This window comes from Methylobacterium sp. J-059 (genome assembly GCF_022829485.1).
GTDB lineage: Bacteria > Pseudomonadota > Alphaproteobacteria > Rhizobiales > Beijerinckiaceae > Methylobacterium.
Genome location: NZ_JAKSYA010000055.1, coordinates 107,321 through 128,233, shown reverse-complemented (window position 1 = coordinate 128,233; position 20,913 = coordinate 107,321). Strand labels below are relative to the sequence as shown.

Sequence of the window (20,913 nt, the reverse complement as noted above, 5' to 3'; positions counted from 1 at the left end):
GCACGAGCGACTGCGAAACGAATGCTCCCGACACTCAGCCTTCGCCGATCGCGAAGGCACCATCAAGGAAATCCGTATTGCGAACCGTTCCAATCGGGCCCCTAACCATCGGGCGGATCGAACAGGGTAGGGGCAGGGCGGCATGGGAGGCGGGACGACGATCTGGGCGACCGGCGCGCTGCTCGTGCTCTGCATGGGCCTCTGGGCGACGGCGCTGCTGCCCGAGATCGTCACCGCGCTGCTGTTCTTCGCCCTCGCCATGCTGCTCAAGCTCGGCACGGCGGCGACGGTGTTCTCCGGCTTCGCGGCATCGGCCTTCTGGCTGGTGATGTCGGGGATGGTGGTCGGCCTCGCGATGACGCGGACCGGCCTCGGCGCACGCCTGGCGCAGGGGCTGAGCGGCCGGCTCTCGGGCTCCTATCCGCGCCTCGTCGCCGGGCTCGTGGGGTTCAGCTTCCTGCTCGCCTTCGTGATGCCGTCGAACCTCGGGCGCATCGCGCTGATGATTCCGGTGACCCTGTCGCTCTGCGACGCGTTCGGGCTGGCGCCCGGGCGGAAGGGCCGGATCGGCGCGGTGATGGCGGTCGGGCTCGCGACCCCGATCCTGTCGGCGGCGATCCTGCCCGCCAACGTGCCGAACCTGGTGATGGCCGGCGCGGCCGAGCGGCTCCAGGGCCTGCACCTCACCTACCTGCCCTATCTCTGGCTGCACGCGCCGGTCCTGGCGCTGGTGAAGGGCGTGCTGCTCGTGGCGCTCCTCGTGACGCTGTTCCCCGACCGGCTCGAATCCGGTGCCGCGGCGCTGCCGGCCCTGCCCCCGGCCTCGCCCGCCGAGCGCCGGCTGGCCGCGATTCTCCTCGCCACGCTGGCGCTATGGATGACCGACGGGCTGCACGGCATCGCCCCGGCCTGGGTCGGGCTCTCGGCCGCGGTGATCTGCCTGATGCCGCGGATCGGCGTGCTGCCGGCGGACGCCTTCGCGCAGGTCTCGCTGCGCACCTGCTTCTACATCGCCGCGCTGCTCGGCCTCGTGGCGGTCGTCAACGAGACCGGCTTGGGCGAGCGGCTCGGCCACGCGCTGCTGGCGGTCGCGCCCCTGAGCCCGGGCGCGACCGTGCAGAACTTCGCGGTGCTGACCGGCATCGCCACGGCGCTCACCCTCGTGGTCACGGCCAACGGCGCGCCCGCGCTCTACACGGCGCTGGCGGGCGAGATGGCACAGGCCAGCGGCTGGCCTGTGCTCGACGTGGTGATGGTGCAGGTTCTCGGCTACGCGACGCTGTTCTTCCCGTATCAGGCGCCGCCCATCGTGTTCGCGCGCGAGCTCGGCGGCGTGTCGCTGAAGGACGCGACGCGCGCGACCTTCGCCTACGGGGTCGCGACGCTGCTGGTCGCCGCGCCGCTCGACTACCTCTGGTGGCGGCTGATCGGGCGACTGCCATGAGAAGGATACGTGTCGCGAGAACGGCGCCCGCCGTGCCCGGCGGCAGGCGATATCCCGACGAAATCGTCATCTCCGTCCTGCCATGCCGCATTGCGGCGAAACGCTCGGGCCTCTAGCGCTACAGATTAGAGACGGTCCAATTCCAAGATCGACCCGGTTCCGAGAACGACACGAGGCCTCCCGCACGATGGCACCCACCGCACGCCCCACCGTCGCCCAGCCGCTCTCGCCGCATCTCCAGATCTATCGCTGGACCTGGACGATGGCGATGTCGGTGTTCCACCGCGTCACCGGCACGGCGCTCTACGGCGGCACCGCGCTCGTCGCGATCTGGCTCGTGGCGCTCGCCTCCGGCCCGGCGGCCTACGCCTGGGTGGCGTGGTTCTTCGGGTCCTGGATCGGGCGGATCGTGCTGTTCGCCTACACCTGGATCCTGCTGCACCACATGCTGGGCGGCCTGCGGCACTTCGTGTGGGATGCCGGATACGGCTTCGACCGCGACAAGCGCATGGCGCTGGCCCGCGCCACCCTGATCGGCTCAACGACGCTGACCATCGTCGTCTGGGCCGTCGCCCTTCTGGCGCGCTGAGGAGTTCCCGCCATGGCCAAGGCCAAGATCCTCCAGAACCCGCAGGTCTCGATCCGCACGCCCCGCGCCCGCGTCCGCGGCCTCGGCGTCGCCCACCACGGCGTCGGGCATTGGTGGATGCAGCGGCTGACCGCCGCCGCCAACGCGCCGCTGATGCTCGCCTTCGTGGTGATTATCGCGCTGATGGCCGGCCGCTCCTACGCGGAGGCGGTGGCCCTGGTGTCGCACCCCTTCGTCGCGATCGTCCTGATCCTCGCCGTGACCTCGGTCGCGATCCACATGCGTCTCGGGATGCAGGTGATCATCGAGGATTACGTCCACAGCCCGGGGCTGAAGATCGCCGCGGTGTTCGCCAACAACTTCTACGCGGTCGTCGTGGCCGTAGCCTGCCTCTACGCGATCCTGCGCGTGGGGCTCGGCCGCCTCGTCTGACCTGCCACTCGCGATCTTGAAGGAGCCTTCCATGGCCGCCAACGGACAGAACGGGCAGGGACCCGCCTATCCCATCACCGACCACACCTTCGACGTGGTGGTCGTCGGCGCGGGCGGCGCGGGCCTGCGCGCCACCGTCGGCTGCTCCCAGGCGGGCCTGCGCACCGCCTGCATCACCAAGGTGTTCCCGACCCGCTCGCACACGGTGGCGGCGCAGGGCGGCATCTCGGCCTCGCTCGGCAACATGGGCCCGGACGACTGGCGCTGGCACATGTACGACACCGTGAAGGGGTCGGACTGGCTCGGCGACCAGGATGCGATCGAGTATCTCGTGCGCAACGCTCCCGCGGCCGTCTACGAGCTCGAGCACTGGGGCGTGCCGTTCTCGCGCACGGAAGAGGGCAAGATCTACCAGCGCCCGTTCGGCGGCATGACCACCGATTACGGCAAGGGCACCGCGCAGCGCACCTGCGCGGCCGCCGACCGCACGGGGCACGCGATGCTCCACACCCTGTACGGGCAGGCGGTGAAGAACCAGACCAACTTCTTCATCGAGTACTTCGCCCTCGACCTGATCATGGACGACGAGGGCCGCTGCCGCGGCGTCATCGCCATGGACCAGGCCACCGGCGAGATCCACCGCTTCCGCGCGCAGATGGTGATCCTCGCCACCGGCGGTTACGGCCGCTCGTACTTCTCGGCGACCTCGGCCCACACCTGCACCGGCGACGGCAATGCCATGGTGCTGCGTGCCGGCCTGCCGCTGCAGGACATGGAGTTCGTGCAGTTCCACCCGACCGGCATCTACGGCGCCGGCTGCCTGATCACCGAGGGCGCCCGCGGCGAGGGCGGCTACCTGACGAATTCCGAGGGCGAGCGCTTCATGGAGCGCTACGCCCCGTCGGCCAAGGATCTCGCCTCGCGCGACGTGGTCTCGCGCTCGATGACCATGGAGATCCGGGCCGGCCGCGGCGTCGGCAAGGGCGGCGACCACATCTTCCTGCACCTCGACCACCTCGACCCGGCGATCCTCCACCAGCGCCTGCCGGGCATCTCGGAATCCGCCAAGATCTTCGCCGGCGTCGACGTCACCAAGGAGCCGATCCCGGTGCTGCCGACGGTGCACTACAACATGGGCGGCATCCCGACGAACTATCACGGCGAGGTGCTGACCTTGCGCGACGGCAACCCCGACACCGTCGTGCCCGGCCTGATGGCGATCGGCGAGGCGGCCTGCGTCTCGGTGCACGGCGCCAACCGCCTCGGCTCGAACTCGCTGATCGACCTCGTGGTGTTCGGCCGCGCCGCCGGCCAGCGCTGCGCCGAGATCGTCGAGCCGAACGGCCGGCCGATGGACCTGGCCAAGGATTCCGCCGACAAGGCGCTGACCCGCCTCGACCGCTTCCGCTACGCCGACGGCTCCACGCCGACCGCGGACCTCCGCCTCGAGATGCAGAAGACGATGCAGAACAACTGCGCCGTGTTCCGCACCGGCGAGGTGCTGGAGGAGGGCAAGGGCCTGATCCACAAGGTGTGGTCGGCATCCGCCGACATCCGCATCACCGACCGGTCGCTCGTCTGGAACACCGACCTGCTCGAGACCCTCGAGTTCGACAACCTGATCGGCCAGGCGGTCGTCACCATGGAATCGGCCGCCAACCGCGAGGAATCGCGCGGGGCGCACGCCCGCGAGGACTTCCCCGACCGCAACGACAAGGAGTGGATGAAGCACACCCTGTCGTGGCTCGACGAGAGTGCCCACCGGGTGAGCATCGATTACCGCCCGGTCCACACCTACACGATGTCGAACGAGATCCAGTACATCGAGCCGAAGGCGCGCGTTTACTAAGCTGCACGCTTCGGAAAGCCGATCGGCGGGACCGCGTTCCCGATGCGTCTTGCCGATCGTTGCTTCGATCGACTCTAGCGGAAGCCAACGACAGCCATGGCCGAATTCTCCCTCCCCAAGAACTCCCAGATCACCGAGGGCAAGTCCTGGCCCGCGACGACGGGGGCCAAGAACCTCAAGGAGTTCCGCGTCTACCGCTGGAACCCGGACGACGGGAAGAACCCGCGGATCGACACCTATCAGGTCGACCGCGACGATTGCGGGCCGATGGTGCTCGACGCGCTGCTGTGGATCAAGAACAAGGTCGACTCGACGCTGGTGTTCCGCCGCTCCTGCCGCGAGGGCATCTGCGGCTCCTGCGCCATGAACATCGAGGGCCAGAACGCGCTCGCCTGCACCATGGGCATCGACGAGTGCCAGGAGCACGCGAAGGGCCGCAAGACCGCCGCGGTGAAGATCTATCCGCTGCCGCACATGCCGGTGCTGAAGGACCTCGTCCCCGACCTAACGAACTTCTATGCCCAGCACGCCTCGGTCGAGCCCTGGCTCAAGACCGACACCCTGGCGCCCGAGAAGGAGTGGCCGCAGACGCCCGAGGACCGGGCCAAGCTCGACGGGCTGTACGAGTGCATCCTGTGCGCCTGCTGCACCACCTCGTGCCCGAGCTACTGGTGGAACGGCGAGAAGTTCCTCGGCCCGGCGGCGCTGCTGCAGGCCTATCGCTGGCTGATCGACAGCCGCGACGAGAACACCGGCGACCGGCTCGACGCGCTGCACGACCCGTTCAAGCTCTATCGCTGCCACACGATCATGAACTGCGCCAACACCTGCCCGAAGAGCCTGAACCCGGCCAAGGCGATCGCCGAGATCAAGAAGATGATGGTCGAGCGCACGGTGTGATCCGGCGGGGCGGCCGACTGAGGCCGCCCCGCCACACTCGGCCCGAAAAGCCTCGCGCGCGGGCCCTCCGAAGACCGTTCCCCGACCGGCCGCCTTGCGGGCATCGCAATTGCCCCCGACGCAAGGGCTCGCAAGGGGCGCTGCACGTGCGCCGGGGAAGCCGAGACCGATGCCGCGTCAGTACCGTTCGACGATCGCCCTCCTCGCGCTGGCGGCAGGGCTCGGCGCCTGCGCGTCCCAGCGCTTCGACGGACCCCGCGTCCGCGGGCCGGCACAGCAAGCCGCCATCGACAACATCGCCCCGGCGATGCCCTCCGGCGCCGTGACCTCGGCGCCGCTCGCGCCGCCGCCCGGTGCCACCGCCGCGCCGGACGAGGCACCGATCGGCGCGCAGGCGTCGATCGCCCCGCCGGCCTCCAACGTCATCCCCGAGCCGGTGGTCGCCCCGCCCCCGGCCCCGCCGGTGGTGGCGAGCGGGCGCGCCTCGGTGGTCGGCGCCTGGGACGCCAAGGACGCGACCGGGGGAAGCTGCAAGGTGACGCTCTCGAGCGCGCCGGCCCTCGACCTCTACAAGGCCTCCGCCGCCGGCTGCCCGAACAAGGATCTGGCCAAGGTCACGGCCTGGGATTTCCGCGACGGCGAGGTCTACCTGTACCAGCAGGGCGGCACGGTGGCCGCCCGCCTGCGGCAGGGCGGCGGCGCCCTCGACGGTGCGCTCACCAAGTCCGGCGCCTCCCTCGCGCTGGTGCGCTGAACCGGGAGGGCCCGCGCACCGGGGCTACGGGTTCACCCGCAGCCCGAGCAGGAAGGTGTTGTCGGAGAAGCTCGCCGTCGCCGCCGTGCTGGTGATCTCCTGGTAGAGGTAGGTGCCGCGCAGCGTCAGCCAGCGGTTGAAGCGGTAATCGAGCCGGGCAGTGGCCGAGAAGCCGGTCTCGCGGATCGACCCCCCCTGGTAGTCGTTGCGGAGGTAGGCGCCGCCGACGATGATCGAGAGGTTGCGCAGGAGGTCGTGCTGCACCTCCAGCGTCGCCGTCTGGGTCAGGATGCCGCTGGAGCCGGGGACCGTCGTCTCGGTGACGCCGGCCTGCGCGTTCAGGCGCACGGTGGTCAGCGGGGTCGCCGCCCAGACCAGGGCGGCTGCGAGGATCGGCGCGTCGAGGCCGCGCAGGCTCGGGTCGACGTAGGTGCGGTGCTGCAGGCCGCCCGAGATCTCGCCGCTGATCGAGCGGGTGAAGTTCACGGTCGCGCCGACCGAGGCGGCGATGCCGTCGGAATCGCGGCGCAGGCCGCTGGTGTCGCGGCGCAGGTCGTAGACCCGCGTGTCGGCGAGCAGCTCGACGAAGGGGCTGATCTCCGGCGTCACCTCGTAGGCCGTGCGTAGGCGCATGCTGTACTGGTTCTGGTTGCGGTCGGCCTGGCTGATCACCGTCCCGTCCGACAGCTGGGCATCCTCGAACTCGGAGCGGTCGACCGAGCCGCGCAGGGACACCGAGAGCCGGTTGAAGGTCTCGGTCGCGCCGAGCGAGGTGCCGTAGGTCGCGACGATCGGCCGGTTGGTCGCGGTCACGGCCTGGAGGTTGGGGCTGCCGGTGCGCTGAGTGTCGACGAGGAAGCGGGTCTCGGCGTCGATCCGCAGGTCGCGGTTGGCGTCGATCCGCAGGCGCACGGTGCCGGCCGCGTTCGGGCGGCTCGCCGCCTCGTTCTCCGGCGTCTCGAGGTAGCCGGCGCGCAGCTCGCCGGCGAGCTCGCTCCGCGACCAGTCCGAGCGGAAATTCAGCTCCCCCTCGCTCCGGAGCGCGACCGAGCCCTTGGCGAGCGACGGCGTGGTCTGGTCCGGGTTGGTGTCGTAGCCGAGGCTCTGGGTGAAGGACGGAAGCACCGTGAAGCTGCCGAGCCTGATCCCGAGCGGCGCGTAGGCGTCCTCGGTGGCGATCGGCCGCCGCAGGCTGTTGGTCAGCAGCGCCCCCGGCGTGAGGACGCCGCTCAGCGGGTTGATCAGCGGCAATCCCGGCGCCTGCGGCCGCGGCGCCTCGGCCGGCAGCGGCACGCCGACCACCGGGTTCTGGATCACCGGCGAGAGCCGCAGGGCCGGCGCGGGGATCTGGGTGACATCCTGGGTGTAGCGCTTGGTCGCCGTCCCCAGGCGCCGGGGCGGCGCCGCGCGCTGACGCAGCAGGCTGATCGGGGCGCGGTTGTTGGTGCCGGACGTGGCGCCGCCGGTGCGGCTGCCGGAGGAGCGGACCCGGGTGTCGAGATTCGAGGCGCCGGCTTCGGCCCCGGTCGGCCCCGACAGGCTGGCGCCGCCGGAGGTGAGGCCGCCGGAGGATTCGCCGCCCGCCCCCTCGCCGGAATTGCCGTTGCCGAGGCGGGGCGGGCCCTCCGACAGGCGGTTGCGGCGCAGCACCGGCAATCCGTCCTGGCCGGGATCCTGCCCGATGCCCGGGTTGTCGGGCTGGCCGGCGACGGGGCTCAGGGATTCGAACCGCGTTGCCTGCGCCTGCGCCGGGCCGGGGAGGGCGATCGCGACGGCGGCCGGCAGGCCCGCGAGCAGCAGCGCGAGGCCGCAGGCAAGGCCCGCCTCCCGTCGCGCATACCCCTCGCCCTCCAAGCCCAGCACCGGATCCCGACTCCCCTGGCTGGGCGCGTGCGAAGACGACCGTCGCACCGCTTCCGCGTGGTTAACGAAGGCTAGCCGGGCGTGGTTAATGCAGCGTCAACGGCACGGGGCGGCGGAGCATCGGAGGAGACCGGATCCACCGGCGGATCGCCGCCGCCGATGGATCGAGGCGCAGGCAGGGTCTATAAGCGGCCGGACATGTCCGCCCCGCAGCCCGTCCGCCGTCTCGACCCGGTCCTCGTCGACCGCATCGCCGCGGGCGAGGTGGTCGAGCGGCCGGCCTCGGCGGTCAAGGAGCTGGTCGAGAACGCGATCGATGCCGGCGCCCGCAGCATCGCGGTGACGATCGAGGCCGGCGGCCGGCGGCTGATCCGGGTGGTCGACGACGGCGCCGGCATGTCGCCGGACGACCTGCTGCTCGCCGTCGAGCGCCACGCCACCTCGAAGCTGCCGGGCGGCGACCTGACCCGGATCGACACGCTGGGCTTCCGCGGCGAGGCGCTGCCCTCGATCGGCGCGGTCTCGCGTCTGTCGATCACCACCCGCACGGCGGACGCGGATTCGGGCGCGGTGCTCACCGTCGAGGCGGGCCTGCGCGGCGCGGTGCGCCCGGCGCCGGCGGCGCGCGGCACCCGGATCGAGGTCACCGACCTGTTCTCGGCGACGCCGGCGCGGCTGAAGTTCCTGAAATCCGACCGCGCCGAGAGCGCGGCGGTCTCCGACATCCTGCGCCGGCTCGCGGTGGCGCAGCCCGCGATCCGCTTCACGCTGACGAGCGAGGGCGGCACGCCGCTGGTGCTGCCGGCGCTCGCCGGGGCCGAGCCGGACGACGCGACCGCGAGCCTCGCCCGGCTCGCGCAGGTGCTGGGATCGGACTTCGCCGCGAACGCCCTGCCGGTGGCGATGGCGCGGGAGGGCTTCTCGCTCACCGGCCATGTCGGGCTGCCGACCTTCCACCGCGGCGCGGCCAACCACATCCACTTCACGGTGAACGGCCGGCCGGTGCGCGACCGCCTGCTGCTCGGCGCGGTGCGCGGCGCCTACGCCGACACCCTGCGCTCCGACCGGCATCCGGTGCTCGGGCTGGCGATCGCCTGCGAGCCCGGCCTCGTCGACGTCAACGTCCACCCGGCCAAGACCGAGGTGCGGTTCCGCGATCCGGGGCTGGTGCGCGCGCTCGTCGTCAGCGCGATCCACGAGGCGCTGCGCCGCGGCGGGGCGCGGGCCTCGACCGGCGTGGCGGCCCGCACCCTCGAGGCCCTGCGTCCCTCGGGCGGCATCCCGTTGACGCAGCATGGCGGGACGGCGAGCCCGAGCCTGTTCCAGAGCGCGCGGACCGGCCTGTTCCGCCCGGGCACCCCGTCCGTCGCGGCCCCGTCCGGCTTCCACCGGCCGGCGCCGGATCGGCCGCACGGCTTCGGCGAGGCGGCGCAGGCACCGCTGGCGCCGGACGGCGCGGCCGACGCCTTTCCGGATCCGATGGCCGACCTGGCGCCGCCCGCGGCCGACCTGCGCAGCCTCGACGACGCCGAGGATGCCCTCGACCATCCCCTCGGCGCCGCGCGGGCGCAGCTGCACGAGACCTACATCGTCGCGCAGACCCGCGACGGCGTGGTGATCGTCGACCAGCACGCGGCGCACGAGCGCCTCGTCTACGAGCGGATGAAGCGCGAGCGCGCGGCGGGCGGCATCCTGCGCCAGGGCCTCTTGATCCCCGACGTGATCGAGATGGCGCCCGAGGCCGCCGAGCGGCTGGCCGCGGCCGCCCCCGAGCTCGACCGGCTCGGCCTGTCGCTGGAAGCCTTCGGCCCCGGGGCGGTGCTGGTGCGCGCGGTGCCCGCGGCTTTGGCCGGCGCCTCGGTGCGCGACCTCGTCGCCGACATCCTCGACGCGCTGGACGACAGCGGGGTCGAGGAGGGCGGGGCCGGGTCCCTGGAGGACGGCCCGCTCGGGCGGCGCCTCGACGCGGTGCTGTCGCGGATGAGCTGCCACGGCTCGATCCGCGCCGGAAGGCGCCTGCGCCCGGAGGAGATGAACGCGCTCTTGCGCGCCATGGAGGCGACGCCGAATTCCGGCCAGTGCAACCACGGCCGCCCGACCTACGTCGCCCTCGGCCGCCACGACATCGAGCGGCTGTTCGGAAGACGCTGAGCGGGGTGGCGCCCGGTCAGTCCGGGATCGCGAACCCGATCGACTGGCACAGGATCGCGACCATCGTCACGCCGCCGGCGACGAGCCCCATCCGGTCCGGGCGCGCGGGCGCCGACGGCGCGGCGCCGAGACGCAGCTCGTCCTCGTAGCGTGCCAGGATCCAGGCCTGCAGCGACGGTGCGGTCAGGGCGAGCCAGGCCCACAGGCCGATCGCCACGAAACCCAGGGCCTGTCCGCCATAGGTGAAGACGTCGTCGATCATGGCGCTCTCGGAGCGAGCACCCCCTCGCCGCGAACCTAGCCCAGCCGTCCGGCACCTGGAAAGCCCGGTCGGGGTTCGACCGCGTCGCCGACGCGCCTTTCGCGTGCGCTCGCACACGGATCGGCCTATGACACGCCCGACATCCGAACAACCCGGCGCCTTCCCGATGACCGCACTCGCAGATCTGTCCCCCGCCGAACTGGCCGCGCGCTACGCGCAGGTGCAGGGCGCCTACGAGGCGTTCCGCGCCCGCGGGCTCAAGCTCGACATGACCCGGGGCAAGCCCTCGCCCGAGCAGCTCGACCTCGCGTCGGGCATGCTGGCGCTGCCCGGCAACGGCGACCACACCACGGCGTCGGGGGAGGATGCCCGCAACTACGGCGGCCTGCAGGGCCTGGCGGAGGCGCGCGCGCTGTTCGGGCCGGCGCTGCTCGGCGTGCCCGCGGAGCAGGTGGTGGTGGCCGAGAACGCGAGCCTCGCCGTGATGCACGACTGCATCGTCTGGGCGATGCTGAAGGGCGTGCCGGGCTCGGAGCGCCCGTGGTCGCGCGAGGAGGCGCCGGCCTTCCTCTGCCCGGTGCCGGGCTACGACCGCCACTTCGCCCTGTGCGAGGAATTCGGCATCCGCATGCTGCCGGTGCCGATGACGCCGGACGGGCCGGACATGGAGGTGGTCGAGGCCCTCGTCGCCGACCCGGCGGTGAAGGGGATGTGGTGCGTCCCGAAATACTCGAACCCGTCCGGCGAGATCTATTCGGAGGAGACCGTCCGGCGGCTCGCCGCGATGAAGGCCGGCGCCCCGGACTTCCGCCTGTTCTGGGACAACGCCTACGCCGTCCACCACCTCACGCCCGAGCACCACGCGATCCCCGACATCCTGGAAGCCTGCCGGGCGGCCGGGCATCCGAACCGCGCCTTCATCTTCGCCTCGACCTCGAAGATCACGCTCGCCGGCGCGGGTCTGGCCTTCTTCGCCGGCTCCCCCGACAACGTGCGCTGGTACCTCGCGCGGGCGGGCAAGCGCACGATCGGCCCGGACAAGCTGAACCAGCTCCGGCACGTCCGCTTCCTGCGCGACGCGGCGGGGCTCACCGCCCACATGGAGCGCCAGCGCGAGCTCCTCGCCCCGAAGTTCTCCGCCGTCACCGAGGCGCTCGCGCGGCACCTGACCGGGACGGACGTGGCCTGGAGCCGGCCCGAGGGCGGCTACTTCGTCAGCGTGGACGCCGGCGTCGGCACCGCCGAGCGCATCGTCGAGCTGGCCAAGGGCGCCGGCATCGGCCTGACGCCGGCCGGCGCGACCTTCCCCTACGGCCGCGACCCCCGCGACGCGGCGCTGCGGCTGGCGCCGTCCTATCCGAGCCTGTCCGAGGTCCGGGAGGCGGCGGAAGGGATCGCGCTCTGCATCCTGCTCGCCGCGCTCGAATCGGAGCGGGCGGTGCGCGCGGCGCCGCAGGAATGAGCGGCCTGCTCCGGGCGGCCGGCTTCCTCGTCCTGGCGGCGACGCTGCCGGCCTGCGCCGCGCCGCGCGCCGCGCGCGTCGCGTCCTGCGACGGGCTGACCGCCGCGATGATCCGCGCCACCGGCGCCTCGCTCGCCGGCCGCGCCGGCACGCGCGCGGTGTTCCGCGCGACCGATGCTGAGCGCATGAGCCTCGATTGCCGGGCGCCGGCGCGGATGGTGTTCGCCTCCCGCGACCGCGAGCCGGAGCGCGGCTTCTACGAGCTGATCGGCCGGGCGGCGCGTGCGCTCGCCGGCGCGGACGCCGAGACCGCCGAGGTGCTGGCACGGCAGGTCCACCAGGATTCGCTGCTGGCCGACGCACCGCGCCAGGGCGTCGCCGGCAAGGCGGCCCTGCGCTGCGAGACCGGGCCGCGGGCCGACGCGCTGGCCGGCGACCTCACCGTCTGCGTGCTGGTGCCGAACCGGCCGCCCGCCCTGCGCCGCAAGGCCGGACTTTCGCGGGAGGCTCCGGCGGGCTAAGCCTCCGGCCATGCCCAGCTCCACCGACAGCCCAACGCCCAGGACCGTCCGCGCCGGCACGGTCGCCTTCGGCAACCACCTGCCGCTGGCGCTGATCGCCGGCCCGTGCCAGCTCGAGAGCCGCGACCACGCGCTCGAGATCGCGGCCGCGCTGAAGGAGATGGCGGAATCCCTCGGGATCGCCCTGGTGTTCAAGGCCTCGTTCGACAAGGCGAACCGCACCTCGGGCGGCGCCGCCCGCGGCATCGGGTTGTCCGGCGCGCTGCCGATCTTCGACGAGATCAAGGCGCGCTACGGCCTGCCGGTGCTCACCGACGTGCACGAGGCCGGGCAGTGCGGGCCGGCGGCCGAGGTGGTCGACGTGCTCCAGATCCCGGCCTTCCTGTGCCGGCAGACCGACCTGCTGCTGGCCGCCGCCGCCACCGGCCGCGTGGTCAACGTGAAGAAGGGCCAGTTCCTCGCACCCTGGGACATGCAGCACGTGGCCGCCAAGGTCACCGGGGCCGGCAACCCGAACGTGATCGTCACCGAGCGCGGCGCCTCGTTCGGCTACAACACCCTGGTCTCCGACATGCGCAGCCTGCCGATCATGGCCGCGGTGACGGGCGGCGCGCCGGTGGTGTTCGATGCGACCCACTCGGTGCAGCAGCCGGGCGGGCAGGGGGGAAGCTCGGGCGGCGAGCGCCGCTTCGTCGCCGTGCTGGCGCGGGCCGCCGTCGCGGTCGGCGTCGCGGGTGTCTTCATCGAGACCCACCCCGATCCCGATCGCGCCCCCTCCGACGGCCCCAACATGGTGGCGCTGCGGGACATGCCGGCGCTCGTGTCCGAGCTCCTGGCCTTCGACCGGCTGGCCAAGGCGCACGCGTAAGGCTCAGGACGTCGTCGCCGCCACGAGGACGTGCGCGCGCAGCGGCTGCGACAGGACGTGGCGCCCGCCCGCATCCGTCTCGGCGGCGGCCGCGAAGGCGTCGGCGATCGTCGACGCGTTGTCGCGGATCGCGGCACGCCGCGCCGGATCGACCGCCGCCACGCGCTCGAGGAAGGCGTCGCGGTCGGCGAAGGCCTCGCGGCGCACGAACCTCCTGTCGGACAGGCAGAGGAACGCCCCGGCCGCGATCGCTTCGGCGATGGCGCCCTGCGCCGCGGCGCGGATCGCGGTCTCGTCCTCGACCGGCTTGAGCGCCGAGAAGAAGCTGCCCTCGGCCAGCGGCTCGACCACGACGATCCGGCCGCCCGGTGCGACGACGCGGGCCGCCTCGTGCAGCGCCGCGCGCGGGTCGGGAACGTGGTGCAGGGCGTTGAGGATGACCGCGCCGCCGAAGGTCCCGTCGGAGAACGGCAGGGCCTCGGCGGAGCAGATCTCGAAGGCGCAGTCCGGCGCCCGGCGCCGGGCCGCGGCGACCGCCGCTTCGCCGGGGTCGATCCCCGTCACCCGTGCGCCGTGGCCGGCCAGCGCAGCCGACATCGCCCCGGGGCCGCACCCGATATCGACGATGCGGCGCCCCGCGATCGGCGAGAACGCGTCAAGGACGAGCGAGAGGGTATCCATGGGGCAAGGTCCGGTCCGGGCGTTCCGGAGCACCATCGCGGGGCGGCCGGCACGGTGCAACCGCCGCGGGGCCGCGAGCGGGAACGCCGCGATCATCCGGCTGCAGCGGCCCGCGGGTTCTGTCGGGGCGTTACGAACGCGCCGCTTCGTGATCGCGAGATCAATCGTCGCGCCTGTTCACCCGTCCATCCCCCTGATAGTTTCCCGCTCATCACACGCATTCGGTTCTCGCAGCAGGCGTCCATCACCGGAGGTCCTGATCGGCATCACCTGCGACCGAACGATCATTCCCACGGAAGAGCGGATACCGTATCTGTGGGATAAAATCCCACGGATATGTCCCGCAATGCCGCGCTTCACCATCGACCTGCATGACGGCGCGCACTTCGTGCGCGACACCGAGGGCTTCGATCTGCCCGATGCGGATGCCGCGCGCGAGAAGCTCGTCCGGATCATGTCGAAGATCGCGCAGGGCTTCGCGGCCGTCCCCGAGCGCCAGGACTACCTCGCTGTGGTCCGCGACGAGCACCGGAAGGTCGTCTTCCGGGCCCGTCTCTCGCTGGACATCGAGACGTTCGACGTCGGCTGAGCGCCGAGGACGGACCCTCGCGCGGCGCCGGCCGGGCATCGGCGCGTCACCGCGGCGTCGCGGGGCCGGAGGCCGAGCGCCTGGCGATGTCGACGACCTGCTCGGGCGTCGGCGGGTTCGCCGGGTGGTGGCTCAGGCACAGCGGCGTCCGCAGCTTGACCGGGCGGCCGGAGCCCTCGGTGGAGAAGTAGAATTCGCCCGCTCCGAGCTTGCCGATATCCGCCGCCGTCCCGCCGCTGGCGGCCAGGATCTCCTGGGCCGCCGCGATGGTCGCAGGCGCGCTCTGCCGACCGAAGACCTGCGTCGTGCAGTTCGAGACCACCTGATTGTGGATGCCGCGCGGCACCTGCGTCGCCACGATCATGCCGAGCCCGTACTTTCGCGCCTGCGCCACCAGCTTGATGCCGCTGCCGAGGCTCAGCGCCTGCCGCTGCGCGGGCAGGAAGGTCTGCGCCTCGTCCACCACGTAGAGCAGGCCGCGCGGCGACGGGTTGCGCTTGACCCAGCCGAACAGGGCCATCTGCAGCCGGTTGACAAAATCCTCCCGGGCCGCGTCCGATCCGAGGCCGGCGAGGTTGATCACGGAGATGCGGGTGCGGTCGCCGCCGAAGAACAGGATCGCGGGATCGAGTGCCGCGCCCTCGGCCTTCAGCAGAGGGTTCGTCGCCACCGCGGCGTGGAGCTGGTCGGCCATGCCGGCGGCGAGCTTGCCGGCCTCGCGGATGCGGCTCACGTCGTCGGGCAGATCGGCCAGGAGCGCGGTGAAGGCCGCGAGGTCGCCGCCGCCGTCGGCCGCGAACAGGCGGAGCGCGTCGGCGAGGACGCCGCGTTGCAGCTCCTTCTTCGCGCCGGCGAGCGGCCCCAGCGTCTCGGCGGCCATCTCGACGGCCTGCTGGCGCTCGTCGCGGTCGTCGCCGAGGCCGCGAAAATCCGGCATCGCCGACAGGAACACCGGGTTACCGGCATGCACCCCCGGCGTCCAGACCACGACCTCGACCCGGGCCCGGTAGACGCGGGCCTTGGCGTCGTCGTCTGCGGTGAACCGGCCCGGCCGCTCGGGCCAGGCTTCGCCGAGGCGCGACAGGTCGTTGTTGGGATCGATCACGATGGCCGGAATGCCGGCCAGCGCCGCCTCCTCGACGAGGCGGCGCAGCAGCACGGTCTTGCCCGAGCCCGAGCCGGCGATGATCGCGGTGTGGCGCGGCAGCAGCCGGATCGGCAGGGTCACGGGCTCGCCGCCCGCGCTCATGCGATGACCGATCGGGATCTCGGACGGCGCCGCATTCGCCTCCCCGTTCGGACGCGGGCGGTCCTCGCCGCGGTCGGGGCGTAGCCTCAGCGGCGCGTGACCCGCCCCCGCCGATGCGGTCTCGCGCGGCATGACGGGGGGGGCCTCCACCGCGGACGCCGGGGAGCGGCGCGGGCCGGCATCCGGCTCGCCGAGGCCGGCCCGCTGGAAGAGGGCGGTCGCGCGCACGAAGCGCCCGGCCCGGAGCCAGGCCTCGAAGCGGTCGAGCCGCCCCTCCGCCGACGCCGCATCCCGCAGGTCGCGCAACGCGACGAAGGTGCGCAGGTCGTCCTCGTCCGGGTCGATCAGCACGCCGTTGGCCGCGGTGAACAGGTCGACCAGCTGCTTGGTCTTGGCGCCGCCCGGCACCGGCCCGCGCCGGACGATCAGCAACTCCCGCCCGGGCATGCGGGCCGAGATGCCCGAGGCGGTGAGCGCCGCCCGCAGCCGAGCCTGGAAGGCGATGGCGTTCTGGTGCAGCAGCGCGCGGTAGCAGACGTGCCGCTCGCGGTCGTTCTCGTCCCGGTGGGTCAGCGTGAGGCGGCCGTGCAGCGGCGGGATCCTCTGCTCCGGCTCGCCCTTGCTCGCCACGTCGAGGGCGTCGTCCGGGTCGTCCTCCAGCGCGTAGAGGTCGAAGGCCGCGCGCAGCACCTCGGCGAGGGCGTCGTCCTCCCCGTCGAGGAGGTCGCCGATCTCGGCTCTCGCCTTCGCGCCGGCGAGGTTGAAGAGCGTCTCGGACGTGTCCCGATCCACTTTCTCGATCCGCCCCGTAAGGTCGTCGCAGAGGGAGACCCGCCCCTCCGCCAGGCAGGCGCGGCGGAAGGCGTCGCACCGCATCAGGATCGTGCGCGGCATCATCCCGGCCTCGGCGGCCGCCGCGATCGCGGCCTCGCTGTAGGGCCAGGACGGGAAGGGCGGCGTGAAGCCGGCCTCGAGGCAGGCCGGGCGCATGCGCCCGACGATCAGCGCGGCGGCGGCCGTGCGATCGCTCATCCCGCGGAGGTAGATGTCGTCCGTGAAGCGGTGCCGCGTCGCCCCCGTGGTCCGCTCGCCGAGGCGGGCCCAGGATTCCGGGAGGCAGGTCACCACGGTCATGCTGCGGTCGCAGACGGTGTGGAGCTCGAGAAGGCCGGCGCCGAGCACCTCGGCGAGGCCCGCCGCCCCGTCGAGGTCGTCCGTGGCCGCGAGCCGGCTCGCCTCGATCACGCCGTCGATCTGGTCGATGGCGATGAGCGTCGGCCCGCTCAGCGCCATGATCCAGCACATGCCGCGCACGAGGTCGATCGGGGCCGGCGGCGGCGTCTTGAAGCCCAGCGCGGCCCGCTCGCCCGGGTCGGCGTCGTAGCCCTGAAGCCACGCATGCGCGAGGCCGACGGCGCTGAAATCCTGGGAGCGCAGCAGGCACAGGGCGCGGAAGACATCGAGGTGCTTCAGCGCCCGCGCCGCGTCGACGCTCATCAGGGCCCTGACCAGCACGTCGACGATGCGGCGCGCGTCCATGTTGGGAGTGTTGAACGCGGCCTCGACCTGGGCCTCGACCTTGAACCGGCGGGCGACGCCCGCCAGCACGGCGTCCGACTGGCGGCGCCCGTCCGGCATCGCCTGGAGCAGGGCCGTGACGAAGCTGAGCGCCGCGCTGCGCCAGAAATCGGTCAGGCCGAGCACGTCGAGGGGGACGAACCAGCCGCCCTGCCGCCAGACCTCGCGGCGCAGCTGCCCGACGAGATGGGTCTTGCCGATGCCGGGCTGGCCGACGAGGGCGCGTCCCTTGGCCCGCTGGTCGGGGGTGCGCGCCTCGGCGCGGAGGTCCGCGACCAGCGCCGGCACCAGGGCCTCGTTGGGGGCGCCGGTCGGCGGCGCGTCGATCCAGATGCTGTCGAGGGTGCGGACCCAGTCGAAATCGACACGGCGCAGGGCGTCGAGGGCGTCGCTCATCGGGCGGTCACCGGATCCAGAGGATGTGGAAGGGTTCGCCGGCCGGGCTGTAGGCGGCGGCGTGCTCGGCCGGCGTGAGGGCCTTCGGGTCGCTGAACTGGCTGAGGCGGGCGGTCGCGTCCTTCCGGAGGATGGCGGCAAGGCCCGAATCCACCGTGGCGCGGTCGAGGTCGGCGAGCGCTGCGCGCAGGTCGCTGAGCCGAACGGCCTCGGCGCGGGCGCCACCGGTGAGGTCGAGATAGGCGGCCTCGATGCGCGCGCGCAGCTGGCGCGGGCCGAGGGGCCTTCCCGCCTTCGGCGCGGCCTTTCGCGGGGCCGCCGCCCGGCGCTTCGGAGCCGCCTTGGTCTCGGGAGCGGGTTCGGGCGCAGTTTCCGGCGGGGAGCCGACCAGGTCTGCCAGCGTCTGCCCGGTCGCGGCGAGGTGGCGATCGATGCGCCCGAGCCAATCCCGAAGGACGCGCAGGTTCGGCGGCAGCGGCGCCTGCAGGTTCCGCCCGGCCCAGTGCCAGCCCCGATCCGTCACCGAGAGGACGAACGACCGGCCGGCCTTCTCGACGGCGATCAGGCCCGCGGCGGCCAGGGCCTCCCGGTCCGGCTTCCTCACCGCCGGCACCAGCGTGCCTTGCGCGGCACGGCCGCAGCGCCCCAGGAGGCACCAGAGAACCAGGCTCTGCGTCGGCGTCGGCTCGCTCATCGAAACCCCTTCAGCGCTCGCGCGCGCCGCACGACGGCGCGGATCTTCTCGATCGCCAGGCCCGGATCGGCCTCCACCTGCGCGTTGGTGAGGCGCAGCACGAGATAGCCGGCGACCAGGAGTTCGTAGTCCCGGTGGCGGTCGGCGTCGAAAGCCGCCGCGGCGCGGTGCTCGGGTCCGTCGAGCTCGACCACGACGCCGCCCGCCTCCCACAGCAGGTCGACCCGGGGCACGAACCGGCCGCCGCCGAGCAGCACGCGGGCGTTGCCCTCGAACAGGCCGGCAAGGTCGGCGTCGCGCGCCAGCGCGTCCTCCATCCGCCGCTCCACGGCACTGGCAGGGTGGGCGCGGGAGCGGGCCGGGATGAAGCGCACCGCGGCGGCGACCGGCTCGCGCAGAACCTCGTACGCACCGTAGAGAACCCGGTCGAAGGGCGGCATCGGGGGCGGGGCCGCCGGCAGCGCGACGACCAAGGCGGCGCCGCAGGCGGCGCACCGCTCCAGCGCCTCGATCAGCGCGGCCGCGCGGACCGGGCTCGACGGATCGACCTCCGCGACGAGCGCGACGCCCGCCGGATCGATCGTCCGAAGCAGCTGGGCGAGCTCGAAACCCCGATCGAGATGCCGGAACCGCGGCGGGGCGCCGGCGCCCGCGCGCTTGGCCGCCGCCCTGAGCCAGGGGCGGGACACGCGCAGGTCGTCGGGCGCGGCATCGGCAGCCGCGTCGAGGCCGTGCCAGTCGGGCCACCGGGAAAGGGCGAGGTCGGCGAAGTCGTCGAGCAGGCGATCGAGCACGGCCTCGGCCGTCCGCGCCGCATCGGCTTCGAGGAACAGCACGCCCCGCTCCGCCGCGCCCGCCGCGTCGAGGGCGGCGCCGACGCCGTCGCACCCGATGCCGACGAGGACGAGCCGCTCGCCCGCCCGCAGACCCTGAATCGTCCGCCCGAGCTCGCCGAGCGGCAACCGCCGGCGCGGCGCATCCCCGCATCCGGCGGCGTCGGCGCGATCGGGGATCGTGCTCACGTCCGAAGGCTCATGCCGACGCTTCCGCCCCCGCGTTTCCGCAACCTTTCAACACGGATCGACGGCTCGGCGCTACCGGATCGTCACCGTGAGGTTGCGGACCGCCCGTGTCCCGATGTCGCGCGGCGGGTGCCCGCCGATCGGCCGCCGCATCCGCCGAGGCCGGTGCCTGCCCCTCTCCGGGCGGAACCGCGCCGTATCCGGTGCCCGAGCCCTCGCGCTTGATCGCGCGGGTCGGCGCGGCGATGATCGCGGCCATGTCCGACATCGGTGATCCGCCCGCGACGCGAACGGCGCCGCTCGTCTCGACCCGGGCGGCGACGTCGATCGTGATCGCCGACATGGTCGGGACCGGCGTCTTCACCAGCCTCGGCTTCCAGGTCACGGACATCACGTCCGGCTTCACGCTGCTGCTGCTGTGGTTCGTCGGCGGCGTCGTCGCCCTGTGCGGGGCGTTCAGCTATGCCGAGCTGGCGGCGATGTTTCCCCGCTCCAGCGGCGAGTACAACTTCCTCACCCGCGCCTACGGCCCCGCCTTCGGCTTCATGGCCGGCTGGCTCTCGGCGACGGTCGGGTTCGCCGCGCCGGTGGCGCTCGCGGCGATGGCGTTCGGCCAGTATGCGCAGGCGATCCTGCCGGGGACCCCGCCCCTGCCCCTCGGCCTCGCGGTCGTCTGGGGGGTGACCGCCATCCGCCTGGTCGGGGGCCGCCACGGCGATGCGATCCAGGTCGGCTTCACGCTGCTGAAGCTCGCGCTGATCGTGCTCTTCATCGTCGCGGGCTTCGCCGGCGGCGGGGGCGGGTCGACCGACTTCGCGCCGAGCGCCGCCGACCCGGGCCAGATCTTCAGCGCGAGCTTCGCGGTGAGCCTCGTCTTCGTGATGTACGCCTACACGGGCTGGAACGCGGCGACCTACATCGTCGGGGATCTGGCCGATCCGCCGCGCAGCCTGCCGCGGGCGCTGTTCGTCGGGACGGGCGTCGTGCTCGTGCTATACGTCGCGCTGAACGCCGTGTTCCTCTACACGACGCCGACCGCGGAGCTCGCCGGGCAGATCGAGGTCGCCCTGATCAGCGGGCGCCACGTGTTCGGCGAGGCGGGCGGGCGGCTCGTCGGCATCCTGATCTGCCTCGGCCTGATCCCGACGATCAGCGCCATGATGTGGATCGGGCCGAGCGTCACCGTGGCGATGGGCGAGGACGCGCCCTTGCTGCGCGTGTTCGCGCGGCGCGCCCGCACCGGCGTGCCCGTGGCCGCGACCCTGCTGCAGGCCGTCGTCGCGAGCCTGCTGCTCCTCACCCGCAGCTTCGAGGCGGTGCTGGAATTCATCCAGTTCAGCCTGATCCTGTGCTCGTTCCTCACCGTCCTCGGCGTGATCAGGCTGCGCATCACCCGGCCCGACCTGCCGCGGCCGGTCCGCGCCTGGGGCTATCCGGTCACGCCGCTGATCTTCCTCGGCGTCACGCTGTTCATGCTGGTCCACCTGGTCGCCTCGCGACCGCTCCAGTCGCTCGCGGGCTTCCTCCTGATGCTGGCCGGCCTGCTGCTCTTCGTCGTCGCGGACGGGCTGGCCCGGCGCAGGGACCGGACGCCGATGCGATGAGGCCG

At 72.9% G+C, this 20,913-nt stretch carries 19 protein-coding genes; 12 read left to right on the top strand and 7 right to left on the bottom strand.

Annotated features, from left to right (window positions below):
- The first annotated feature begins 142 nt into the window (after positions 1-142).
- The 6 genes from MKK55_RS06475 to MKK55_RS06450 all read left to right on the top strand — a co-directional run bounded on the left by MKK55_RS06475 (position 143) and on the right by MKK55_RS06450 (position 5,968).
- A complete protein-coding gene (locus tag MKK55_RS06475) occupies positions 143-1,444 on the top strand; it encodes an SLC13 family permease (RefSeq protein ID WP_243933828.1) in 1,302 nt (433 codons plus the stop codon).
- Positions 1,445-1,631: 187 nt separating this feature from the next.
- Positions 1,632-2,033, top strand: a complete 402-nt coding sequence (gene sdhC / locus MKK55_RS06470) for a succinate dehydrogenase, cytochrome b556 subunit (RefSeq protein WP_147843280.1) — start codon at positions 1,632-1,634, stop codon at positions 2,031-2,033.
- Between the two features lie 12 nt (positions 2,034-2,045).
- Complete coding sequence (sdhD, locus tag MKK55_RS06465) at positions 2,046-2,465, top strand: succinate dehydrogenase, hydrophobic membrane anchor protein (protein WP_147727560.1); 420 nt, start codon at positions 2,046-2,048, stop codon at positions 2,463-2,465.
- Between the two features lie 31 nt (positions 2,466-2,496).
- On the top strand, positions 2,497-4,314 hold the full coding sequence (gene sdhA, locus MKK55_RS06460; protein WP_147727561.1) for a succinate dehydrogenase flavoprotein subunit: 1,818 nt from the start codon (positions 2,497-2,499) through the stop codon (positions 4,312-4,314).
- A 96-nt stretch (positions 4,315-4,410) separates the two neighbouring features.
- Positions 4,411-5,214, top strand: a complete 804-nt coding sequence (locus MKK55_RS06455) for a succinate dehydrogenase iron-sulfur subunit (RefSeq protein WP_147727562.1) — start codon at positions 4,411-4,413, stop codon at positions 5,212-5,214.
- A 169-nt stretch (positions 5,215-5,383) separates the two neighbouring features.
- Entirely contained in the window at positions 5,384-5,968 is a 585-nt protein-coding gene (locus MKK55_RS06450; RefSeq protein WP_243933827.1) for an AprI/Inh family metalloprotease inhibitor, read from the top strand.
- A gap of 24 nt (positions 5,969-5,992) precedes the next feature.
- On the opposite strand, the gene MKK55_RS06445 is transcribed toward MKK55_RS06450, so the two are convergent.
- Complete coding sequence (locus MKK55_RS06445) at positions 5,993-7,831, bottom strand: outer membrane beta-barrel protein (protein WP_243933826.1); 1,839 nt, start codon at positions 7,829-7,831, stop codon at positions 5,993-5,995.
- A 198-nt stretch (positions 7,832-8,029) separates the two neighbouring features.
- Between MKK55_RS06445 and mutL the strand changes: the two genes are divergently transcribed.
- A complete protein-coding gene (gene mutL, locus MKK55_RS06440; RefSeq protein WP_243933825.1) occupies positions 8,030-9,982 on the top strand; it encodes a DNA mismatch repair endonuclease MutL in 1,953 nt (650 codons plus the stop codon).
- 16 nt (positions 9,983-9,998) lie between these two features.
- Here the strand turns inward: mutL and MKK55_RS06435 are convergent, their stop codons facing one another.
- Complete coding sequence (locus tag MKK55_RS06435; protein WP_147844588.1) at positions 9,999-10,244, bottom strand: hypothetical protein; 246 nt, start codon at positions 10,242-10,244, stop codon at positions 9,999-10,001.
- Positions 10,245-10,410: 166 nt separating this feature from the next.
- Between MKK55_RS06435 and MKK55_RS06430 the strand changes: the two genes are divergently transcribed.
- The 3 genes from MKK55_RS06430 to kdsA are packed head-to-tail and all read left to right on the top strand — an operon-like array spanning position 10,411 to position 13,095.
- The gene (locus tag MKK55_RS06430) at positions 10,411-11,706 is read left to right on the top strand and encodes an aminotransferase class I/II-fold pyridoxal phosphate-dependent enzyme (protein ID WP_243933824.1); all 1,296 of its coding nucleotides are present in this window, start codon (positions 10,411-10,413) and stop codon (positions 11,704-11,706) included.
- Positions 11,703-12,227 (top strand): hypothetical protein, encoded by a 525-nt coding sequence (locus MKK55_RS06425; RefSeq protein ID WP_243933823.1) that lies wholly within the window; start codon positions 11,703-11,705, stop codon positions 12,225-12,227. The genes MKK55_RS06430 and MKK55_RS06425 overlap by 4 nt, the downstream gene beginning before the upstream one ends.
- 10 nt (positions 12,228-12,237) lie before the next feature.
- A complete protein-coding gene (gene kdsA, locus MKK55_RS06420) occupies positions 12,238-13,095 on the top strand; it encodes a 3-deoxy-8-phosphooctulonate synthase (protein WP_243933821.1) in 858 nt (285 codons plus the stop codon).
- A gap of 3 nt (positions 13,096-13,098) precedes the next feature.
- Here kdsA and MKK55_RS06415 read toward each other — a convergent pair whose 3' ends face one another.
- A complete protein-coding gene (locus tag MKK55_RS06415; RefSeq protein WP_243933820.1) occupies positions 13,099-13,776 on the bottom strand; it encodes a class I SAM-dependent methyltransferase in 678 nt (225 codons plus the stop codon).
- Positions 13,777-14,122: 346 nt separating this feature from the next.
- On the opposite strand from MKK55_RS06415, the gene MKK55_RS06410 reads away from it, so the two are divergent.
- Positions 14,123-14,365 (top strand): DUF6894 family protein, encoded by a 243-nt coding sequence (locus MKK55_RS06410; RefSeq protein ID WP_147729487.1) that lies wholly within the window; start codon positions 14,123-14,125, stop codon positions 14,363-14,365.
- A gap of 46 nt (positions 14,366-14,411) precedes the next feature.
- Here MKK55_RS06410 and MKK55_RS06405 read toward each other — a convergent pair whose 3' ends face one another.
- Genes MKK55_RS06405 through MKK55_RS06390 form a run of 4 tightly spaced genes read right to left on the bottom strand, consistent with a single transcriptional unit; the run spans position 14,412 to position 19,563 of the window.
- Positions 14,412-17,588 carry an ATP-binding protein gene (locus MKK55_RS06405; protein WP_243933819.1) on the bottom strand — a complete coding sequence of 1,059 codons (3,177 nt, stop codon included), beginning with the start codon at positions 17,586-17,588 and terminating at the stop codon, positions 14,412-14,414.
- Between the two features lie 7 nt (positions 17,589-17,595).
- Positions 17,596-18,282: a hypothetical protein gene (locus MKK55_RS06400; protein ID WP_147729365.1), complete on the bottom strand. Its 687-nt coding sequence runs from the start codon at positions 18,280-18,282 to the stop codon at positions 17,596-17,598.
- Positions 18,279-19,304 carry a DUF559 domain-containing protein gene (locus MKK55_RS06395; RefSeq protein WP_243933818.1) on the bottom strand — a complete coding sequence of 342 codons (1,026 nt, stop codon included), beginning with the start codon at positions 19,302-19,304 and terminating at the stop codon, positions 18,279-18,281. The genes MKK55_RS06400 and MKK55_RS06395 overlap by 4 nt, the downstream gene beginning before the upstream one ends.
- Positions 19,305-19,314: 10 nt before the next feature.
- Positions 19,315-19,563, bottom strand: a complete 249-nt coding sequence (locus MKK55_RS06390; protein ID WP_243933817.1) for a hypothetical protein — start codon at positions 19,561-19,563, stop codon at positions 19,315-19,317.
- Here MKK55_RS06390 and MKK55_RS06385 point away from each other — a divergent pair.
- A complete protein-coding gene (locus MKK55_RS06385; RefSeq protein WP_243933816.1) occupies positions 19,562-20,908 on the top strand; it encodes an APC family permease in 1,347 nt (448 codons plus the stop codon). The genes MKK55_RS06390 and MKK55_RS06385 overlap by 2 nt on opposite strands.
- The last annotated feature ends 5 nt before the right edge of the window (positions 20,909-20,913 follow it).